Here is an 18666-nt window from a genome sequence, read left to right as displayed (position 1 = left end):
GTGATGGCTGCCGAAGCGAAGAAGCTCGGTGCGGCGATGATTCATTATTCGACCGATTATGTTTTCGATGGTGAAAAATCTGGAAGCTATTCTGAAACGGATACTCCGAATCCGCAAAGCGTCTACGGCCGCAGCAAGCTGGCCGGTGAACAGGCCATACAGGCAGCAGGAATTCCGCATCTGATTTTGCGCACCAGCTGGATTTACGGCTTGCGGGGGAAAAATTTCTTGCTGACGGTACAGCGTCTGGCGCAGGAACGTGATGAATTACGCATCGTTGCCGATCAGTTTGGCGCACCGACCTGGTGCCGCACTTTGGCTGAAGTGACTGCGCATGCCATTTGCCAATTGCAAGGTGGCGGTGCACAGACAAACATTGATCACGCTGCCTGGTCGGCGCATTCAGGTTTGTATCATGTGACTGCGCAGGGTCGAACGAGCTGGCACGGCTTCACGCAGGCCATCATCGGGCATTCGTCAGGCTTGAAAAAGCCGCTGGTTACGCCGATCGCGACGCAGGATTATCCATTGCCGGCCAAACGCCCGCAAAACTCGGTACTGTCCTCCCAGCGTTTTATGCAGACGTTTTGCAGTTTGCCCGAGTGGGATGCCGCATTGAAGCTGTGTATGGATTGAGGTCAGCCGAATAAGTTGAACCGCTTGCCCAATAGATAAAGGCTGCTGTTGATCACGATGTAGGTGACCAATAGCAGCCTTTGATGTTTCAAGGCTCGGGAAATGAGCCTTCGTTTATCTATTATCTATTTACTTGTAACCGACCCGATCCAGAATCCGTTGTGCGGCAATCTGGTTTTTGCCGATCGAAGCAACGGAAACATTTTCCATCTTGAATTTTCCCAATCCAGCCAGAGCAGGATTTTTCACCTGAACTTTTGCCACTGCCGGCCATTCGTTATTACCTTCTGCGAAGTAGCCTTGCGCTTCGTCGCTGGCCAGATATTCCAGGAACTTCACGGCAGCTTCGCGATGCGGAGCATTCTTCGCAACACCGCCACCGGCAATGTTGAAATGCGTACCGCTGGTTTGTGCATTCGGCCAGATGAAGCCGACATTTTTCATTGCCGCGATATCTTCCGGTTTGGTCGAACGCAGCAGGCGCACGTAATAGTAGGAGTTGGCAATCGCCACACCGCATTCGCCGGAAGCGACGCCTTTGATCTGATCAGTATCGCCACCGCGTGGAGGACGGGCAAAATTGGCAACCATGCCTTTGGCCCATTGTTCCGTCGCCTTTTCGCCATCGCGCTCTATCATCGAACCTATCAGTGACAGATTGTATGGATGTGAGCCTGAGCGAGTGCAGACCTTGCCTTTGTTGACTGGATCCGCCAGCGATTCATATGTTGCTACATCGGCTGGTTTGACCGTCGCCTTGTTATAGACGATGACGCGTGCACGTGTCGAGAAACCAAACCATTCCGGTCCCTTGCCATCGTCCTTGCCGCGCAGATTGGCCGGAATGCGCGCATTCAGGATTTTCGACTGCACCGGCTGGAAAAAACCTTCAATCTCGGCGCGCCAGATGCGTGCAGCATCGACCATCACGATGACGTCGGCCGGGCTGTTTTTACCTTCGTTCTTGAGGCGTTCAAACAGCGCATTGTCATCCGCTTCTATGCGATTGATCTTGATGCCTGTTTGCTTGGTGAAATTGGCATACAGGATTTCATCCGTCTGGTAATGACGGGCGGAGTACAGGTTCAATTCCTTGTCTTGTGCCTGTGCTGCCGATGCTGTCAAGGCGAGCGTGGCAAGAAGGGATGCGATGGGAAATCTCATGTTTTTCCTTATGATTTAACGATTTTTTAACTTGCTGAGAAAGTATATAGCGAGGCTATATTTAAATGCAAATTATTCTCAATCGTGTTTATTAAGCGATCAAGCATGGACGTAATTCGCTCATTTCAAACGTGCAGGTCAAAAAAAGGTAACCTTCGTACTTCGTAAATTACCGTTTTTTCTCATGTCTTTTATTTTCCGCTTTCCCAGGGTTCTCCTGTCATGCGTCGTGTTATCGATTGCAGGTTGTTCCACGTTCATACCATTCACATCGGAGCCGGCCGTACCGGCGGTGACACCGGCAAAGTCTGCCGCACCGATAAAAATCGCGCTGGTGCTGGGTGGCGGTGCAGCACGCGGGTTTGCGCATATAGGGGTGATCAAGGCGCTGGAATCGCAAGGAATAGTGCCGGATATGGTGGTTGGTACGAGTGCAGGCAGTCTGGTCGGCGCTTTGTACGCGGCAGGCAACAATGGGTTTGCCTTGCATAAAATGGCGCTGGCAATGGATGAGGCAGCCATCTCTGACTGGTCGGTGCCTTTCTTTGCCAAATCGAGCGGCGTATTGAAAGGCGATGCGCTACAGAATTACGTCAATAAATCGGTGCGCAATGTCACCATCGAAAAAATGAAAATTCCGTTTGCCGCAGTGGCCACGGATTTGAATAGCGGTCTGCCGATTCTTTTTCAGCGTGGCAATACCGGGCTGGCGGTGCGTGCTTCATCGGCGGTTCCCGGGCTTTTTCAGCCGGTGAAGATAGGCGAGCACATGTATGTTGATGGCGGTTTGGTGGCGCCGGTGCCGGTGCATTTTGCACGCGAGATGGGAGCAGATTTCATTATCGCCGTGAATATTTCAGTGCAGCCGGATGCGCAACTGGCTTCCAGTTCCGTCGATGTACTGCTGCAAACCTTTGCCATCATGGGACAGAGCATCAACAATTATGAATTGAAAGATGCCGATATCGTGATTCGTCCAGGACTAGGCATGATGAAAGGCAACGATTTCAATGGCCGCAATCTGGCGGTACTGGCTGGCGAACAGGCGGCGATGGCGCTGATGCCCGAGATCAAGCGTAAGCTAAAAATCAGGCGTGAACAGTAAATAGCGAGACGAAAAAAAACCGCAGGATTCGTTGCGGTTTTTTATTGTCATGCAGAAAAAAGTCTTATTACTGTTCCGGATCGCTAATACGGCGACCGCCGTTAAAACGTTTTTTCCAGTAAGCGACATCCATGCTTTCAATTCGTACCTGGCCGCCGGCGGATGGCGAATGGATGAATTTTCGATCCCCCAGATAGATGCCAACGTGGGAAAAGCCGCGTTTCAAGGTATTGTAAAAAACCAGATCGCCCGGCTGCAGATCCTTTTTATCGATATGCTCGCCGACTCGGCTGATTTCTACCGAGGTGCGTGGCAAATCCTTGCCCCAGGCTTCCTTGAATATATGCTGAACCAGGCCGCTGCAATCCAGACCGCTTTCCGGTGTCGAACCGCCGTATTTGTAACGAATGCCCAGCATACCCATGGCCTGCAAGGCCAGTTCTGAAGCGCGGTGCGTCAAATCCTGCAATTTGCTGACGGGTTTTTCGACTTCCTGAACCTGTACATCGGCACTCCAGGCGGCCGAACTCACCATCAAGCTGAACACCAGGATGGCTGAGCGCGCTGATTTGCAAGTGAGTAAGGGGCGTTGAAAAAATGTCATCCAGTGCAATTTCATTCAATAGGACTGAAGGAATGTAAGGCAATCTGGAAGTGCTGTCAAAATTTATTGGCTGGCGTTATGCTGTTACCAACATTGAAAAGGGTTAATTTGCATGCTGAATGATTCACATCGCGATATTTCGTTGAAGCCGCGTATTTTGATTGCCGACGATTCTCGCATCGTGCGTGCGACCCTGATCAAGCACATTGAAGGCATGTTTGAGTTCCGTGAAGCGCTTGATGGTGAGCAGGCTTGGGAAATGTTGTTGATTGATCCCAGCATTCGTGTCGTGATTTCGGATCTGACCATGCCCAAGCTCGACGGCTACGGCCTCTTGAAACGCATACGTTCGTCAAAAATCAGCCGCATACGCACGATGCCGGTTGTGGTTGTTTCGGGCAGCGATGAGCAGGTCGAACGGGATCGGGCCAAGGCGGCGGGTGCCACTGATTTGATCACCAAGGGCATCGGTACCGGACAGCTTTTGTCGCGACTGGATATCCTTTCGAAACTGGTCAGCACGCAGAACGAGTTTGAGCGCGGCCTGGAAGCATTGGCGCAGCACGTTGACAGCAATAACCATATCGCCTTGCTATCGCCGGATGCATGGGCTGTACAGGCCGAAGGAATGCGTGCCAGCGCGGCACGCCAGCACAGGAATTTTGTCGTGTTAAACGCGTGTATAGGCCTCAAGCATCTTGCACTGGAAGGCTATCCGGCCTTGCCGCCGCCCAGCGTAATCAATGCCATTGGCCAGCTTTTGCATCGTACTGTGCGACAAACCGATTGCGTTGCGCGTACCGGCGAGATCGAGTTCACGATTGCCACTGGCAGCATTCATTTCGATTCCGCCCGTCATTTTGCCGAACGCGTTTGCCGTGCGATTGCAAATGCCAATCTGATCAAGGATGGGCAAATGACCTTGATTGCAAGTTGCGGCGTTGTTTCAATCAGTGAATACGCCGGAGAAACTGCAGCGACCACAGGAACGCTGGACGCCATGAGGGCCATGGCAAAAGATCGCGCCTTGCTGGGTTTGCAAAACGCGATTACCGGGGTAATCGGTGTTCAGGAAGAAGCGTTGTTGAAACAGGGTGGGCATTTGCCGGATATGTCGGCTCCTGCTGACGTTTCGATCGCGGCAAACAGCGAGATCGATTTATCGATGGATCTGGCAACGCTGCTGCGCTGGATCAAAGAAGGTAGGGAAGCAGAGGTGTTGGCGCATATTGGCAAGATGTCTGCCGAATTGCAGCCCTTGGTGGATTTGCTGTTAAAGCAGCACAAAGCGTAGAGCCTTATCAAGTTTTCCTGGGCGTTTAATGACGGGCCTATAAATTTTGTCAGTTGGCAAGTTGCGCCGGAATTATTTGCATCAATAAAATCTATTTTTCAGATTCGTGGCGTGAATGTTCACCTCGACGATCGATGAGTGTTGCCCTGACACTTTTTGCATGATATTCCATCAGCATGATCTTGAAGTTTCCCGGTACGGTCGGATCATTGGTCAAGCTATGCAGTAACTGGGATTGTATAAACATGGTTTGTTTTTTCAGCATCTCACAATCCATATTCGGAACCCCTTGATTCATCTTGGCAACCAGACTTAACACGTCGCGTTTAAATCGATATAAGGGGGATTCCAAAAGGATGTTTTCAACATGACGTACTGGTTTTTTGCTGATATTTTCTTGCCTGGGCTCTGGTTCAATGTCATGAGTGGGAGGGAGATCAGGAGTCGTGTCGTGTTTGAAGAACATATTTTTTCCTTTACGCTGCAAAAGGACAATACGGCTACGTCAACCGGCTATTAGATGTTGCTATCCAATCAGATGTTGCAACCCAATAATAAAACCAAGAATTTTTTTATAGATACTTTTTCCGCTGATTTCAGGCACGCCGAAATGATGCGCGGTAATATCTATAAGCCCTTGCTAAATATACGCCATCTTGCAAATAGGAATAGTTTTTTTGAGTTAATTTATTGGGGATTTTAGTTGCCCCAGATAAACATAGCCATGCCTTACAATGTGTTTTTCTTCCAGAGGAGTTCCCATGCAATCAAAACAAATACTGACGCTTGAAGACGTGAAAAAAATCGCGGCAGCAGCAGAAACCGAAGCGACGCTGAACAAATGGAATGTCACGATTGCCATCGTGGACGATGGCGGGCATTTGCTGTGGCTGCAGCGCATGGATGGCGCTGCGCCGATTTCATCTCATATTGCACCGGCCAAGGCAAAGACGGCCGCATTGGGTCGCCGTGAATCCAAGGTTTACGAAGACATCATCAATAACGGCCGTTTCTCTTTCATGACCGCGCCTACACTGGAAGGCATGCTGGAAGGCGGCGTACCTGTCATCATCAACGGCCAATGTCTGGGTGCTGTCGGCGTGTCGGGAGTGAAATCGACTGAAGACGTGCAAATTGCCAAAGCCGGCTTGATCGCGATCGGCGCTTGATATTGCCGGCCTGGTTTTGCCAGGCTGACATCGCAGGCATGCATTATCCAAACGCCCCCGAAGTAGCCGATCAGGTTGCCAGTCGGGGGCGTTTTGCGCTATAATTCGGCGGTTTAGCTAATTTTACTCCGCCGTAGCGCATACCCATTTCCCATCGTCTAAATACGACCTGTAAAACCCCTTGATCGAGGCATAGCCTCGGTTCAGCAAGCGCGCAAGCTGCGCGGGTTTCGATAGTCGATCTGGCGCAGCGCAACGGCGGTAACAACATCAGGAGTTACCCCTTGCCGCCATTCTTTTCCGGCCCTACCGTTCCGGCCATCCTAGCGCTAGCGGACGGGTCGATTTTCAAAGGTTTTTCGATTGGTGCGCCGGGTCATACGATCGGCGAAGTTGTTTTCAACACCTCGATGACCGGTTATCAGGAAATCCTCACCGATCCGAGCTATAGCAATCAGCTTGTTACTCTGACCTATCCACACATCGGCAATACCGGCGTCAATGCTGAAGATGTCGAATCGTTCAAGATACATGCGGCCGGTTTGATCATCAAGGATCTGCCGATCCTGACTTCCAATTTCCGTTCTACGCAAACACTGTCCGATTATCTGAAATCGGAAAATATCATCGGTATTGCAGGCATCGATACGCGCAAGCTGACGCGTATCCTCCGCGAAAAGGGTGCGCAAAGCGGCGCCATCCTGGCAGGCGAAGATGCGACCGCTGAAAAAGCATTGGCGTTGGCAAAAACCTTTGGCGGTCTGGCCGGGCTGGATCTGGCGAAGGTGGTATCGACCAAGGCATCGTATCCATGGAATGAAACCGAATGGAAGCTCGGTGAAGGCTATGGCAAGCAGATCACGCCTAAATATCATGTGGTTGCTTACGATTACGGTGTCAAGTTCAACATCCTGCGCATGCTGGCCGAGCGCGGTTGCAAGGTGACGGTGCTGCCGGCACAGGCGACTGCTGCCGAAGCCTTGGCACTGAATCCGGATGGTATTTTCCTGTCGAATGGTCCCGGCGATCCGGAGCCTTGTGATTACGCCATTGCGGCGGCCAAGGAGTTGATCGAACGCGGCATTCCGCTGTTCGGCATCTGTCTCGGCCATCAAATCATGGCACTGGCATCCGGTGCCAAGACTTTCAAAATGGGATTTGGCCATCACGGCGCCAATCATCCGGTGCAGGATCTGGATAGCAAAAAAGTGCTGATCACTTCGCAAAACCACGGTTTCGCAGTCGATGCGGCAACCTTGCCGGCAAATTGCCGCGTGACCCATGTTTCCCTGTTCGACGGTTCGTTGCAGGGTTTTGAACGGACCGACAAGCCGGCGTTCTGTTTCCAGGGTCACCCGGAAGCATCGCCAGGCCCGCATGACATCGCCCCCTTGTTTGATCGCTTTGTGGCGATGATGGAGAAGAATAAAAATGCCTAAACGCAGCGACATTAAAAGTATTTTGATTATTGGCGCAGGCCCGATCGTTATCGGTCAGGCGTGCGAATTCGATTATTCCGGCGCGCAAGCATGTAAGGCACTGCGCGAAGAAGGTTACAAAGTCATTCTGGTCAACAGCAATCCGGCGACCATCATGACTGATCCGGAAATGGCTGATGTCACTTACATCGAGCCGATTACCTGGCAGGCGGTCGAGCGCATTATCGATAAGGAACGCCCTGATGCGATCCTGCCGACCATGGGCGGCCAGACTGCGCTGAATTGTGCGCTGGACCTGCATCACAACGGTGTGCTGACCAAGTACGGTTGCGAACTGATCGGTGCTTCACCGGAAGCAATCGACAAGGCGGAAGACCGTTCCAAATTTAAAGATGCGATGACCAAGATCGGTCTCGGCTCAGCGCGTTCGGGCGTGTCGCATACGCTGGAAGAGTCGTGGGCAGTACAGAAAGAACTCGGCTTTCCGGTCATTATTCGTCCGTCGTTCACGATGGGCGGCAGCGGCGGCGGTATTGCCTACAACGCAGAAGAATTCGAGGCGATTTGCAAACGTGGCCTGGAAGCATCGCCAACATCCGAGTTGCTGATCGAAGAATCGCTGATCGGCTGGAAAGAATTCGAGATGGAAGTCGTGCGTGATAAAGCGGACAACTGCATCATCGTCTGCTCGATCGAGAATCTGGATCCGATGGGCGTGCACACTGGTGACTCGATCACCGTGGCGCCAGCGCAAACGCTGACCGACAAGGAATATCAGATCATGCGTAACGCATCGATCGCTGTCCTGCGTGAAATCGGTGTGGATACCGGCGGCTCCAACGTCCAGTTTTCTATCAATCCGGAAGATGGCCGCATGATCGTCATCGAGATGAATCCGCGCGTATCGCGTTCATCCGCGCTGGCATCGAAGGCAACCGGTTTCCCGATCGCGAAGATTGCGGCGAAGCTGGCAGTCGGCTTTACGCTGGATGAATTGCGCAATGAAATCACCGGTGGTGCAACCCCGGCATCATTCGAACCGTCTATTGATTACGTTGTTACCAAGATTCCACGTTTCGCATTCGAGAAATTCCCGCAAGCTGATAGCCATCTGACGACTCAGATGAAATCGGTAGGCGAAGTGATGGCAATCGGCCGCACCTTCCAGGAATCCTTCCAGAAAGCCTTGCGCGGCCTGGAAGTCGGCGTCGATGGCATGAATGAAAAAACCACCGACCGCGAAACCATCGAAGAAGAACTCGGCGAGCCAGGCCCGGAACGTATCTGGTACGTCGGCGATGCATTCGCTCAAGGTTTCTCGCTGGAAGAAGTGCACGGTCTGACACACATCGATCCGTGGTTTCTTGCGCAGATCAAGGAAATCGTCGATATCGAACTGTGGCTGGAAACGCAATCGTTGACAGCAATCGATAAAGACACTTTGTTCAAGCTGAAGCAAAAAGGTTTTGCCGATCGTCGTCTGGCTAAACTGTTGAAGACCACCGACAAGGCAGTGCGCGAACAGCGTCATGCAATGAACGTGCGTCCGGTCTACAAGCGCGTCGATACCTGTGCCGGCGAATTCGCCACCAACACCGCGTACATGTATTCGACCTACGAGGAAGAGTGCGAAGCGCAGCCGACCAACAAGAAAAAGATCATGGTGCTGGGCGGTGGTCCCAACCGTATCGGCCAGGGTATCGAATTCGATTATTGCTGCGTGCATGCTGCGCTGGCAATGCGTGAAGACGGTTACGAAACCATCATGGTCAACTGTAATCCGGAAACTGTTTCCACCGATTACGACACGTCCGATCGCCTGTATTTTGAGCCACTGACGCTGGAAGACGTGCTGGAAATCGTCGCACTGGAAAAACCATATGGCGTGATCGTGCAGTACGGCGGCCAAACGCCGTTGAAACTTGCACTCGATCTGGAGGCCAACGGCGTACCTATCGTCGGCACTTCGCCGGACATGATCGATGCGGCGGAAGATCGCGAACGTTTCCAGCAAATGCTGCATGAGCTGAAATTGCGTCAACCGCCAAACCGTACCGCGCGTACGGAAGAAGATGCCTTGCGTCTGGCGCAGGAAATCGGTTATCCGCTGGTGGTGCGTCCATCGTATGTGCTGGGCGGCCGCGCGATGGAAATCGTGCACGAACAACGCGACCTCGAGCGCTACATGCGCGAAGCGGTCAAGGTATCGCACGATTCGCCGGTGTTGCTGGATCGTTTCCTGAATGATGCGATTGAAGTTGACGTTGACTGCCTGTCGGATGGCGAACGCACCTTTATCGGCGGCGTGATGGAACATATCGAACAGGCCGGCGTGCACTCGGGTGATTCGGCGTGCTCCCTGCCACCATACTCGCTGTCGGTGGAAACCATCGCCGAACTGAAACGCCAGACTTCGCTGATGGCCAAAGGCTTGAATGTAGTAGGTTTGATGAACGTGCAGTTTGCGATTCAGCAGCAGGAAATCGATGGCAAGTTGCAGGACGTCGTATTCGTGCTGGAAGTCAATCCACGTGCTTCGCGCACGGTGCCGTATGTGTCGAAAGCCACCGGCTTGCAATTGGCCAAGATCGCGGCGCGTTGCATGGTTGGTCAATCGCTCGATAGCCAAGGCATCATCAATGAAGTGGTGCCAGAATATTTCAGCGTCAAGGAAGCGGTATTCCCATTCGTCAAATTCCCTGGCGTCGATACCATTCTCGGACCGGAAATGAAATCGACCGGTGAAGTGATGGGCGTAGGTAAAACGTTTGGCGAAGCCTTTGTCAAATCGCAACTCGGCGCCAGCGTCAAGTTGCCGCGTTCCGGCAAGGTGTTCCTGAGCGTCAAGGCCAGCGACAAACCGCGCGCGGTTCAGGTTGCCAAGGATCTGGTCGAGATCGGTTTCTCCGTGGTCGCTACCAAGGGCACTGCAGCGGCTATCAGCGCTGCCGGCATTGAAGTGACATCGGTCAACAAAGTGGCAGAAGGCAGGCCGCATATTGTCGACATGATCAAGAACAATGAAATTGCGCTGGTCATTAACACGGTGGAAGAAAAGCGTAGTGCGATTGTCGATTCCCGCACGATTCGTACTTCAGCATTGGCAGCGCGCGTAACGACTTTCACAACGATCGCCGGTGCTGAAGCCGCAGTGGAAGGCATGGCCCATCTGGACGAGTTGCACGTCTACGATTTACAAGGCCTGCATAAAACCTTACACTAAGCCGATACACAGTTAGATCCTAACCACAGAGGTCACAGACGGTCCCGGTTTCCGGTGCCAGCTGAGACCTCTGTGGTTTTCCACTTTTACGGATAGAAGCTATGACCACACCAATTACGCCACACGGTGCCAACCTCATGAAAGAGGAATTGCACCGCTTGAAAACCAAAGATCGACCATGGGTCATCAATGCCATTGCCGAAGCGCGCGCACAAGGCGATCTGTCTGAAAATGCAGATTACGATGCCGCCAAGGAAAGACAAAGTTTTATCGAAGGAAGAATTGCCGATCTGGAAGGCAAGCTCGGCACTTCCCAGATCATTGATCCGACCACGCTGGAAGCAGATGGCCGCATTGTTTTTGCCGCCACCGTGGATCTGGAAGACCTGGATTCGGGTGACAAGGTAACGTATCAAATCGTCGGTATCGACGAGGCAGACTTGAAGGAAAAGAAAGTCTCCATCACGTCGCCGATTGCCCGTGCAATGATAGGTAAATCAGTTGGCGATGTCGTGGCAGTGGAAGCGCCAGCCGGCATCCGCGAATACGAAGTGCTGCAAGTCCGCTACATCTGATGTTGCTGTCGCGTGCACGCTTGCTGATTGCGACCTTCTGGGTGGGAACCCTGTGGGCCGTGGGTTTTGTCGTTGCACCGACCTTGTTCTCTACGCTCAGCGATCGTGCACTGGCCGGCACGATCGCCGGCAGTCTGTTTCGCGTGGTGGCGTGGCTGTCGATGTTTTGTGCCGCTGCCTTGCTGGCATTGTTGTTTCAGGCTGCACGCAATGAGCAGGCGAAAATATCAAAGACTGTGTTGTGGCTGATTGCAGGCATGGTTGCATGCACCCTGATCGGCTATTTCGGCATCCAGCCTTACATGGCCGAGTTGCGCCTGATTCTGCATAGCGTGACCGACGCAGCATTGCTGGCCGATGCCAAGAAACAGTTTGGCATCATGCATGGGGTTTCAACCGGGGTGTATGTCGTACAGAGCCTGTTTGGCGCTGCATTGATCGTTAAACTTCGCTGAAGTTTAACGATCAGGTTTTATCGTCCGAGCGACGATTTTTTAGGGCTGGTTTGACGCGGCTTGGCGCGTTTGATCGAACCGCCCTGCGTCACGCGTTCATTCCCTTTAACCATTACTTTTGTCACTGACGGACGCTTGGTGCCGCTAGGGCTGGGTTTGACGATGGTGACTTCACGCATGCCTTTGCCGCGAGTTTCGCTGCGTTCTTTCGGCGCATCTTTCTTGGGACGATAAACCACCAGCAATTTGCCGATATGCTGAATTGGCGCTGCACCGAGTTGTTCGCAGATGGTGTCGTAAATGGCAACGCGTGCTTCGCGATCATCGCCGAACACGCGAACCTTGATCAGGCCGTGTGAATCGAGACTGTTATTGATTTCTTTGAGAACGCTTGGTTTCAAACCGTCTTCACTAATGATGACGACAGGGCTGAGCGCATGCGCTTCAGCGCGTAAGGAACTGCGCTCGGCCGGGGTAAGTTTCAACATAAATGGCAATGGTGACGGGGATGATTTTTGCTCCGGCCCGCATTGCGAACCTGACAAACTTTGTCCCACAGTATTTAAAACTAGTATTCTACGCGAATGGCAAAGAACAAATTAAACAAAAACTGGCTGCACGACCATATTAATGACCCGTACGTGAAGCTGGCGCAGAAAGAAGGCTACCGTGCGCGCGCCGTCTACAAGCTGAAAGAAATCGACGAAACCGAAAAACTGATCAAGCCGGGTCAGATTATTGTTGATCTGGGCTGTACGCCTGGCAGCTGGTCGCAATACGTGCGCAACAAGCTGTCCGGCAGTGTAGGCGGAGGGATTAATGGCACCATCATCGGCCTGGATATGTTGCCGATGGAGCCGATTGCCGACGTGCATTACATCCAGGGCGATTTTCGCGAGCAAGAGGTGCTGGAACAACTGGAGCAGGTAGTAGGCGGGCGAAAAGTTGATCTTGTGTTATCGGATATGGCGCCCAATCTGTCCGGTATTGCTGTGGCAGATGCTGCACGCATGATGGATATTATTGATCTGGCCATCGATTTCTCCAGGCACCACATGAAGCCTAGTGGCTCCTTGCTGGTAAAGTGTTTTAACGGCACCGGTTTCAATGAAATCGTCCAAAAATTCAGGCAGGAATTCAAAACCGTTATCCAGAAAAAACCGAAAGCCAGCCGTGATAAATCCTCTGAAATTTTTTTGCTGGGGAAAACGCTGAAAAATCCACTTTAACAAAAGTTAAACTCTTGTTTATAGTATGTTTAACCCTATATCAGATACTGCAAGCCTTGCTGATTCCGAGTAGAATCGAACTTACATTTTAGTAAAAAAGGCGCTTTTCGCGTCCAAGGAGTTTTAGTGAACAATATGTTTTCCAAGGCCGCCATCTGGGTGGTGATCGGGATGGTACTTTTCACCGTATTCAAGCAATTCGATGGACGTACTGCATCGGCTGCGGCAACGGCGATTCCCTATTCGGATTTCCTGGACGAAGTAAAAAGCAAGCGCATCAAGGAAGCCACGATTGAAGATCGCACGATTGTTGCGACTACCACCGAAGGCAAGAAAATCAAGTCCGCGATTACCTATCTGGATCGCGGTCTGATCGGCGATCTGGTTAATAACGGCGTGAAGTTCGACGTCAAGCAACCGGAAGAACAATCCTTCCTGTCGCAAATTTTCATTTCCTGGTTCCCGATGCTGTTGCTGATCGGCGTATGGGTTTTCTTCATGCGACAGATGCAGGGCGGCGGCAAGGGCGGGGCGTTCTCGTTCGGCAAATCCAAGGCACGCATGCTGGATGACACGACGAATAACGTTACCTTTGCCGATGTGGCCGGTTGCGATGAAGCCAAGGAAGAAGTGACCGAACTGGTCGAGTTCCTGCGCGATCCAACCCGCTTCCAGAAACTGGGCGGCCGCATTCCGCGCGGCGTCTTGATGGTAGGTCCTCCAGGTACCGGTAAAACCTTGCTGGCGCGTGCGATTGCGGGCGAAGCGAAAGTACCGTTCTTCACCATCTCCGGTTCGGATTTCGTTGAAATGTTTGTTGGCGTAGGTGCATCGCGCGTACGCGACATGTTCGAGAATGCAAAAAAACACGCACCTTGCATCATCTTTATCGATGAGATCGATGCAGTCGGCCGTCATCGCGGCGCCGGCATGGGCGGCGGTAACGACGAACGCGAACAGACGCTGAATCAGATGCTGGTCGAGATGGACGGCTTTGAGCCTAACGCCGGCGTGATCGTGATTGCCGCGACCAACCGTGCCGACGTACTGGATAAAGCGCTGTTGCGTCCGGGTCGTTTCGATCGTCAGGTGATTGTCGGGTTGCCAGACATTCGCGGTCGTGAACAAATCTTGATGGTGCATATGCGCAAGGTACCTATCGCCACTGACGTCAAGGCCGATATTCTGGCGCGCGGTACCCCCGGTTTCTCGGGTGCTGATCTGGCCAATCTGGTCAATGAAGCAGCCTTGTTCGCGGCACGCCGCAACAAGCGTCTGGTCGAGATGCAGGATTTCGAGGATGCCAAAGACAAGATCGTGATGGGTCCGGAGCGCAAGTCTGCAGTGATGCGCGAAGAAGAGCGCCGCAATACTGCTTACCATGAGTCCGGTCATGCGGTGGTTGCCAAGTTGCTGCCCAAGGCTGATCCGGTACATAAAGTGACCATCATGCCGCGCGGTTTTGCGCTTGGTTTGACCTGGCAATTGCCTGAGCACGATCGCGTCAATATGTACAAGGACAAGATGCTGGAAGAAATTTCCATCCTGTTCGGCGGGCGTATTGCGGAAGAGGTTTTCATGCACCAGATGTCGACCGGCGCATCGAACGACTTTGAACGTGCAACCAAGCTGGCGCGTGCGATGGTGACGCGTTACGGCATGTCGGAAAGCCTGGGTACGATGGTGTACGAAGATACCGAGCAGGATGCCTATTTCGGACGTTCGTCGGCAAAAACCGTTTCTGAAGCGACGCAGCAAAAAGTCGATACGGAAATCCGCACGATTCTGGATACGCAATATGCACTGTCGCGCAAGTTGATTGAAGACAATCGCGACAAGGTTGAGCTGATGGCGAAGACCCTGCTGGACTGGGAAACCATCGACTCCGACCAGATCAACGACATCATGGAAGGTCGTGAGCCGCGTCCGCCGAAATATGGCATTCCGACCAAGCGTGCAACGTCTGACACGCCATCGAGTGGCATTCCCCCAAATGCAACCGCGCCGGATGCACCGGCAGCACCCGCTGCGTAATAAGTATTGTGCACGTGGGGTAGTTGTCATGTACTAATGCAGGGTGAGGAGTAATCCTCACCCTTTTTATTTTTCCAGTGAAATCATGCAAACTCATTTGCAATGCGGGCGTTACCGCCTTCCCGTGGCCGCAAGTTCGCGCCCTTTGGTCATGGGCATCTTGAACATTACCCCCGATTCTTTTTCCGATGCGGGCAAATACCATGCTTTGGATTCGGCGATTTCGCATGCGGAGGAAATGATCGCAGCCGGTGTGGACATCATCGATATCGGTGGCGAGTCCACGCGCCCCGGTTCGCAAGCGGTATCGCTGCAGGACGAACTCGATCGTGTGATGCCGCTGGTGTATGCGTTGCGCGATTGCGGTAAACCGCTTTCCATCGACACCTACAAACCGGAAGTGATGCGTGAAGCCATTGCAGCCGGCGCCGACATGATCAACGACATCAACGGTTTTCGTGCGCCGGGTGCACTGGAAGCGGTGGCCGAAGCGGATTGTGCACTGTGCATCATGCACATGCAAAAAGATCCGCAAAGCATGCAGTTGAAACCCGAGTATGAAAATGTGGTGGCCGATGTGACGGCATTTTTATGCGAACGGATAGCTGCGGCCGAGCAGATGAAAATCGCGCGGGATCGTCTGTGCATAGACCCGGGTTTCGGTTTTGGAAAATCGCTTGCACATAACATCGCCTTGCTGAAAAATATCGGACAGTTGCAGACAACGCTGGATCTGCCCGTGCTGGCCGGCCTGTCGCGCAAATCAATGATAGGCGCACTGCTGGACAAGCCTGTCGAACGGCGTATGGCAGGCAGCCTGGCGGGTGCTTTGGCCTGTGTTGCACAGGGCGCACGTATCGTACGCGTGCATGATGTGGCGGAAACGGTGGACGCACTGACGGTCTGGAACGCAATCAATGAATCAATCACACAATAAAATCCAAAAATGAGCAGAAAATATTTCGGCACCGATGGTGTACGCGGCAAAGTGGGCGTCTCTCCGATTACCCCTGATTTCGTGATGCGCCTGGGCTATGCGGCCGGCAGCGTACTGACCAAATCCGAAACATCCAAAACACCGGGCAGCCGGCCGACAGTATTGATAGGCAAGGACACACGCATTTCCGGCTATATGCTGGAGGCGGCACTGGAAGCAGGTTTCTCCGCTGCCGGTGTCGACGTCATGCTGGCTGGACCTGTGCCGACGCCAGCCGTGGCGTATCTGACGCGCGCATTGCGTTTGTCTGCCGGTGTCGTGATTTCTGCTTCGCACAATCCCTACGACGATAACGGTATCAAGTTCTTTTCCGCTTCCGGCAATAAATTAGCCGATGCCACTGAGCTGGAAATTGAAGCGGCACTGGATGCACCCATGTCATGCGTGGCATCGGAAAAACTGGGCCGTGCCAAACGCCTGGACGATGCGCGTGGGCGTTATATCGAATTCTGCAAAAGCACTTTTCCGAATGAGCTGGATTTGCGCGGCATGAAAATTGTCGTCGATTGCGCGCATGGTGCGGCCTACCATATCGCGCCCGATGTGTTTCACGAGCTGGGTGCAGAGGTCGTGGCAATCGGTAATCAGCCTAGTGGTTTCAATATCAACGACAAGGTAGGCGCCACGGCGCCGGCCGCTCTGGTTGAAGCTGTGCGCACCAATCAGGCGGACATTGGCATTGCGCTTGATGGCGACGCCGATCGTTTGATCGTAGTTGATGCATCCGGTCGTATTTTCAATGGCGATGAAATGCTCTACATCATGGTCAAGGATCGGATGAACGTGCAGGCAGTCGCCGGTGCAGTCGGTACGCTGATGACGAATATGGCGCTGGAAGTGGCGTTCAAAAAAATGGGTATAGGTTTCGTCCGTGCCAATGTAGGCGACCGTTATGTGCTGGAAGCATTGCAGGAACGCGGCTGGTTGCTGGGCGGAGAAGGATCTGGCCATATGCTGTTTCTGGACAAGCATACGACTGGCGACGGCATCATTTCTGCGCTGCAAATTCTGTCTGCATTGAAACGCAGCGGCAAAACCCTGGTGCAACTGACGGCGGATATCATGATGTTTCCGCAAACGCTGATCAATGTAAAAGTAGCGCCCGGTTTTGACTGGAAGAAGAATGCCGGTTTGCTGGCGGAAAAAGAACAGGTGGAAACAGAGTTGGGCGATGAGGGGCGTGTCCTGATTCGTGCCTCCGGAACCGAGCCCTTGATCCGGGTCATGGTGGAAGCAAAGAATGGTGAAGTGGCCGAAAAAATGGCGCGCCGAATCGCGGAAAAATTAAACACTTAAATTTCTGCAAAATGTTGGTGTCGATTGCACTTTAGCCGTTGACCAATGTCGTATATTGCAGTATTATTTCGTTCTTCGGAGTGTAGCGCAGCCCGGTAGCGCACCTGGTTTGGGACCAGGGGGTCCAAGGTTCGAATCCTTGTACTCCGACCAGAATTTAAAGGACTAGCTTAATCGCTAGTCCTTTTTTTCGTCCGGATTTTTGTTTCTTTCCAATGTTCAATGATGGACATTCGGCTTGTTGTTCATATGCTTCCTTTTGGCAAGCATGGATATTTGATTATGTTGGCCGAGATGCTTTGCCGAAATGACTGTCCGGCAGTGATTCAGTCATTCGGGTGAATGACATGGTATTGTTATCCGTATCGATTTCGACAGGACGAAAATCATGCATGCAATGACCTTATCTGCCGCAATTCCACAATCGTTTGTTCCATTCATTCCGGCAGTGCCGATACAAGCCCATAAGGCGCCGGTGCCGATGCCCGTTGAAGAACCCTTGCCGGGAGAGCATCCGGTTCCGCAAGAAGAACCGGTTCCATCGCCTAATCCTGAAGTGGAAGATTCGCAACGTACGCCTTCCTGATTTTCCGTTCCCGCAAAAGTCTGGCGATTTCCATGCATAAAAATGAACGAGGTTTCGTGATGGAAAAACAGCAAAATTGGAGTACTGAGCTGTACAAGGGCATGGAGGTGCATGTCACGACCTTGCAAAAAGAAGATGCAAGGCAGCTATGGGATTACACAGTGCGAGTGTGCGAACCTGGAGTCGATGCAACGGCAGAAAGCGAGCTGACTGCAGAATCCGGCGACGATGCTGATTACATTTCTGCAAATGAGGCGCTGGCGGCAGGTTTTGCCAAGGGATATGCGATGGTGAACGCGCTGAGAGAATAGAAGCTTAAGCTTTGGTATTCAGTATTATTTTGCAACGCGAAATCAACGCCAGCCAAAAACAATCAAGGCACAGCCGAGAAAATACAGGATACAGGAGTCAGTAGAAGTGGTCTGCCCAGCAGGAATCGAACCTGCGACCCTCAGCTTAGAAGGCTGATGCTCTATCCAACTGAGCTATGGGCAGAAACGGTTTGCGGTGGCTTGAAAGTAATACTGTACTGCTCAAAGAGCGCCTGGCGCTATGCCGCAAAGGTGCTGCATTATGCCTTTTTTACCGTGAGGTTTCAATGCCGTAGAGAGCGGGAGGCATATTGCGTCATGCATATCGCCTTGGCATCCTGAGCAGGGCAATCACCGTTTAAATCAAATTCAATACTTTGGAATTTCAAATCGGATAAAGCGCAAGTATCAGACTGATATTTGTACTGCATTAAGGATTTAAATTCCGCATTAAAAGACGTATCTAAAAGGAGTTTCAGTGTCATCTCATCACGAAAAAATGTTGCGCGAAGCGGTGCAACTTGCTCAAGAAAATCGCGAGCGAGGCGG

At 52.3% G+C, this 18666-nt stretch carries 19 protein-coding genes and 2 tRNA genes; 15 read left to right on the top strand and 6 right to left on the bottom strand.

The window, feature by feature from the left end; all coding sequences use genetic code 11:
* The coding region (rfbD, locus tag ABWP27_RS07705; protein WP_353155379.1) for a dTDP-4-dehydrorhamnose reductase at nucleotides 1–636 on the top strand (636 nt) is incomplete at its 5' end.
* A gap of 129 nt (nucleotides 637–765) precedes the next feature.
* On the opposite strand, the gene ABWP27_RS07700 is transcribed toward rfbD, so the two are convergent.
* Nucleotides 766–1800: an extracellular solute-binding protein gene (locus ABWP27_RS07700; RefSeq protein WP_353155377.1), complete on the bottom strand. Its 1035-nt coding sequence runs from the start codon at nucleotides 1798–1800 to the stop codon at nucleotides 766–768.
* A 184-nt stretch (nucleotides 1801–1984) separates the two neighbouring features.
* On the opposite strand from ABWP27_RS07700, the gene ABWP27_RS07695 reads away from it, so the two are divergent.
* Nucleotides 1985–2905: a patatin-like phospholipase family protein gene (locus ABWP27_RS07695; RefSeq protein ID WP_353155376.1), complete on the top strand. Its 921-nt coding sequence runs from the start codon at nucleotides 1985–1987 to the stop codon at nucleotides 2903–2905.
* 67 nt (nucleotides 2906–2972) lie between these two features.
* On the opposite strand, the gene ABWP27_RS07690 is transcribed toward ABWP27_RS07695, so the two are convergent.
* The gene (locus ABWP27_RS07690) at nucleotides 2973–3509 is read right to left on the bottom strand and encodes a C40 family peptidase (protein ID WP_353155374.1); all 537 of its coding nucleotides are present in this window, start codon (nucleotides 3507–3509) and stop codon (nucleotides 2973–2975) included.
* Nucleotides 3510–3621: 112 nt separating this feature from the next.
* Between ABWP27_RS07690 and ABWP27_RS07685 the strand changes: the two genes are divergently transcribed.
* Nucleotides 3622–4803 carry a response regulator gene (locus ABWP27_RS07685; protein ID WP_353155373.1) on the top strand — a complete coding sequence of 394 codons (1182 nt, stop codon included), beginning with the start codon at nucleotides 3622–3624 and terminating at the stop codon, nucleotides 4801–4803.
* Between the two features lie 91 nt (nucleotides 4804–4894).
* Here ABWP27_RS07685 and ABWP27_RS07680 read toward each other — a convergent pair whose 3' ends face one another.
* The gene (locus tag ABWP27_RS07680; protein WP_353155371.1) at nucleotides 4895–5269 is read right to left on the bottom strand and encodes a hypothetical protein; all 375 of its coding nucleotides are present in this window, start codon (nucleotides 5267–5269) and stop codon (nucleotides 4895–4897) included.
* A gap of 295 nt (nucleotides 5270–5564) precedes the next feature.
* On the opposite strand from ABWP27_RS07680, the gene ABWP27_RS07675 reads away from it, so the two are divergent.
* From ABWP27_RS07675 to ABWP27_RS07655, 5 genes are all read left to right on the top strand, one after another.
* Nucleotides 5565–5972 (top strand): GlcG/HbpS family heme-binding protein, encoded by a 408-nt coding sequence (locus ABWP27_RS07675; RefSeq protein WP_011870676.1) that lies wholly within the window; start codon nucleotides 5565–5567, stop codon nucleotides 5970–5972.
* 284 nt (nucleotides 5973–6256) lie between these two features.
* A complete protein-coding gene (carA, locus tag ABWP27_RS07670; RefSeq protein WP_353155369.1) occupies nucleotides 6257–7411 on the top strand; it encodes a glutamine-hydrolyzing carbamoyl-phosphate synthase small subunit in 1155 nt (384 codons plus the stop codon).
* Nucleotides 7404–10634: a carbamoyl-phosphate synthase large subunit gene (gene carB / locus ABWP27_RS07665; RefSeq protein ID WP_353155368.1), complete on the top strand. Its 3231-nt coding sequence runs from the start codon at nucleotides 7404–7406 to the stop codon at nucleotides 10632–10634. Before carA ends, carB begins: the two co-directional genes overlap by 8 nt.
* A gap of 101 nt (nucleotides 10635–10735) precedes the next feature.
* The gene (gene greA, locus ABWP27_RS07660; RefSeq protein ID WP_353155366.1) at nucleotides 10736–11209 is read left to right on the top strand and encodes a transcription elongation factor GreA; all 474 of its coding nucleotides are present in this window, start codon (nucleotides 10736–10738) and stop codon (nucleotides 11207–11209) included.
* A complete protein-coding gene (locus ABWP27_RS07655) occupies nucleotides 11209–11664 on the top strand; it encodes a DUF4149 domain-containing protein (RefSeq protein ID WP_353155364.1) in 456 nt (151 codons plus the stop codon). The genes greA and ABWP27_RS07655 overlap by 1 nt, the downstream gene beginning before the upstream one ends.
* 17 nt (nucleotides 11665–11681) lie before the next feature.
* On the opposite strand, the gene ABWP27_RS07650 is transcribed toward ABWP27_RS07655, so the two are convergent.
* Nucleotides 11682–12152, bottom strand: coding sequence for a YhbY family RNA-binding protein (locus ABWP27_RS07650; RefSeq protein ID WP_353155363.1), 471 nt, complete (start codon nucleotides 12150–12152; stop codon nucleotides 11682–11684).
* 96 nt (nucleotides 12153–12248) lie between these two features.
* On the opposite strand from ABWP27_RS07650, the gene ABWP27_RS07645 reads away from it, so the two are divergent.
* The 7 genes from ABWP27_RS07645 to ABWP27_RS07615 all read left to right on the top strand — a co-directional run bounded on the left by ABWP27_RS07645 (nucleotide 12249) and on the right by ABWP27_RS07615 (nucleotide 18117).
* A complete protein-coding gene (locus ABWP27_RS07645) occupies nucleotides 12249–12893 on the top strand; it encodes an RlmE family RNA methyltransferase (RefSeq protein WP_353155361.1) in 645 nt (214 codons plus the stop codon).
* Between the two features lie 126 nt (nucleotides 12894–13019).
* Nucleotides 13020–14927, top strand: coding sequence for an ATP-dependent zinc metalloprotease FtsH (ftsH, locus tag ABWP27_RS07640; RefSeq protein WP_353155360.1), 1908 nt, complete (start codon nucleotides 13020–13022; stop codon nucleotides 14925–14927).
* Between the two features lie 85 nt (nucleotides 14928–15012).
* Nucleotides 15013–15864, top strand: coding sequence for a dihydropteroate synthase (folP, locus tag ABWP27_RS07635; RefSeq protein ID WP_353155358.1), 852 nt, complete (start codon nucleotides 15013–15015; stop codon nucleotides 15862–15864).
* A 9-nt stretch (nucleotides 15865–15873) separates the two neighbouring features.
* Nucleotides 15874–17220: a phosphoglucosamine mutase gene (gene glmM / locus ABWP27_RS07630; protein WP_353155356.1), complete on the top strand. Its 1347-nt coding sequence runs from the start codon at nucleotides 15874–15876 to the stop codon at nucleotides 17218–17220.
* A 76-nt stretch (nucleotides 17221–17296) separates the two neighbouring features.
* A tRNA-Pro gene (locus ABWP27_RS07625) sits at nucleotides 17297–17373 on the top strand.
* A 235-nt stretch (nucleotides 17374–17608) separates the two neighbouring features.
* Entirely contained in the window at nucleotides 17609–17806 is a 198-nt protein-coding gene (locus ABWP27_RS07620) for a hypothetical protein (protein WP_353155354.1), read from the top strand.
* Between the two features lie 32 nt (nucleotides 17807–17838).
* On the top strand, nucleotides 17839–18117 hold the full coding sequence (locus ABWP27_RS07615; protein ID WP_353155352.1) for a hypothetical protein: 279 nt from the start codon (nucleotides 17839–17841) through the stop codon (nucleotides 18115–18117).
* Between the two features lie 107 nt (nucleotides 18118–18224).
* Here the strand turns inward: ABWP27_RS07615 and ABWP27_RS07610 are convergent.
* Both ABWP27_RS07610 and ABWP27_RS07605 read right to left on the bottom strand, forming a co-directional pair.
* Nucleotides 18225–18301 (bottom strand) — tRNA-Arg (locus ABWP27_RS07610).
* Between the two features lie 100 nt (nucleotides 18302–18401).
* The coding region (locus tag ABWP27_RS07605; protein ID WP_353155350.1) for a hypothetical protein at nucleotides 18402–18666 on the bottom strand (265 nt) is incomplete at its 5' end.

Source organism: Herminiimonas fonticola (assembly GCF_040395855.1).
GTDB classification, from domain to species: Bacteria; Pseudomonadota; Gammaproteobacteria; order Burkholderiales; family Burkholderiaceae_D; genus Oxalicibacterium; species Oxalicibacterium fonticola_A.
Note: the sequence above shows the minus strand (reverse complement) of the source record. Positions and strands in the feature narration are given on the sequence as shown.

Bases quoted from the DNA above. Each gene is read 5' to 3' on its own strand.
- ABWP27_RS07680 (WP_353155371.1), bottom strand. From the start codon at position 5,269: ATGTTCTTCAAACACGACACGACTCCTGATCTCCCTCCCACTCATGAC.
- ABWP27_RS07700 (WP_353155377.1), bottom strand. From the start codon at position 1,800: ATGAGATTTCCCATCGCATCCCTTCTTGCCACGCTCGCCTTGACAGCA.
- glmM (WP_353155356.1), top strand. From the start codon at position 15,874: ATGAGCAGAAAATATTTCGGCACCGATGGTGTACGCGGCAAAGTGGGC.
- ABWP27_RS07620 (WP_353155354.1), top strand. From the start codon at position 17,609: ATGCATGCAATGACCTTATCTGCCGCAATTCCACAATCGTTTGTTCCA.
- ABWP27_RS07695 (WP_353155376.1), top strand. From the start codon at position 1,985: ATGTCTTTTATTTTCCGCTTTCCCAGGGTTCTCCTGTCATGCGTCGTG.
- ABWP27_RS07645 (WP_353155361.1), top strand. From the start codon at position 12,249: ATGGCAAAGAACAAATTAAACAAAAACTGGCTGCACGACCATATTAAT.
- greA (WP_353155366.1), top strand. From the start codon at position 10,736: ATGACCACACCAATTACGCCACACGGTGCCAACCTCATGAAAGAGGAA.
- ABWP27_RS07655 (WP_353155364.1), top strand. From the start codon at position 11,209: ATGTTGCTGTCGCGTGCACGCTTGCTGATTGCGACCTTCTGGGTGGGA.
- ABWP27_RS07685 (WP_353155373.1), top strand. From the start codon at position 3,622: ATGCTGAATGATTCACATCGCGATATTTCGTTGAAGCCGCGTATTTTG.
- ABWP27_RS07615 (WP_353155352.1), top strand. From the start codon at position 17,839: ATGCATAAAAATGAACGAGGTTTCGTGATGGAAAAACAGCAAAATTGG.
- ABWP27_RS07650 (WP_353155363.1), bottom strand. From the start codon at position 12,152: ATGTTGAAACTTACCCCGGCCGAGCGCAGTTCCTTACGCGCTGAAGCG.
- folP (WP_353155358.1), top strand. From the start codon at position 15,013: ATGCAAACTCATTTGCAATGCGGGCGTTACCGCCTTCCCGTGGCCGCA.
- ABWP27_RS07690 (WP_353155374.1), bottom strand. From the start codon at position 3,509: ATGACATTTTTTCAACGCCCCTTACTCACTTGCAAATCAGCGCGCTCA.
- carB (WP_353155368.1), top strand. From the start codon at position 7,404: ATGCCTAAACGCAGCGACATTAAAAGTATTTTGATTATTGGCGCAGGC.
- ABWP27_RS07675 (WP_011870676.1), top strand. From the start codon at position 5,565: ATGCAATCAAAACAAATACTGACGCTTGAAGACGTGAAAAAAATCGCG.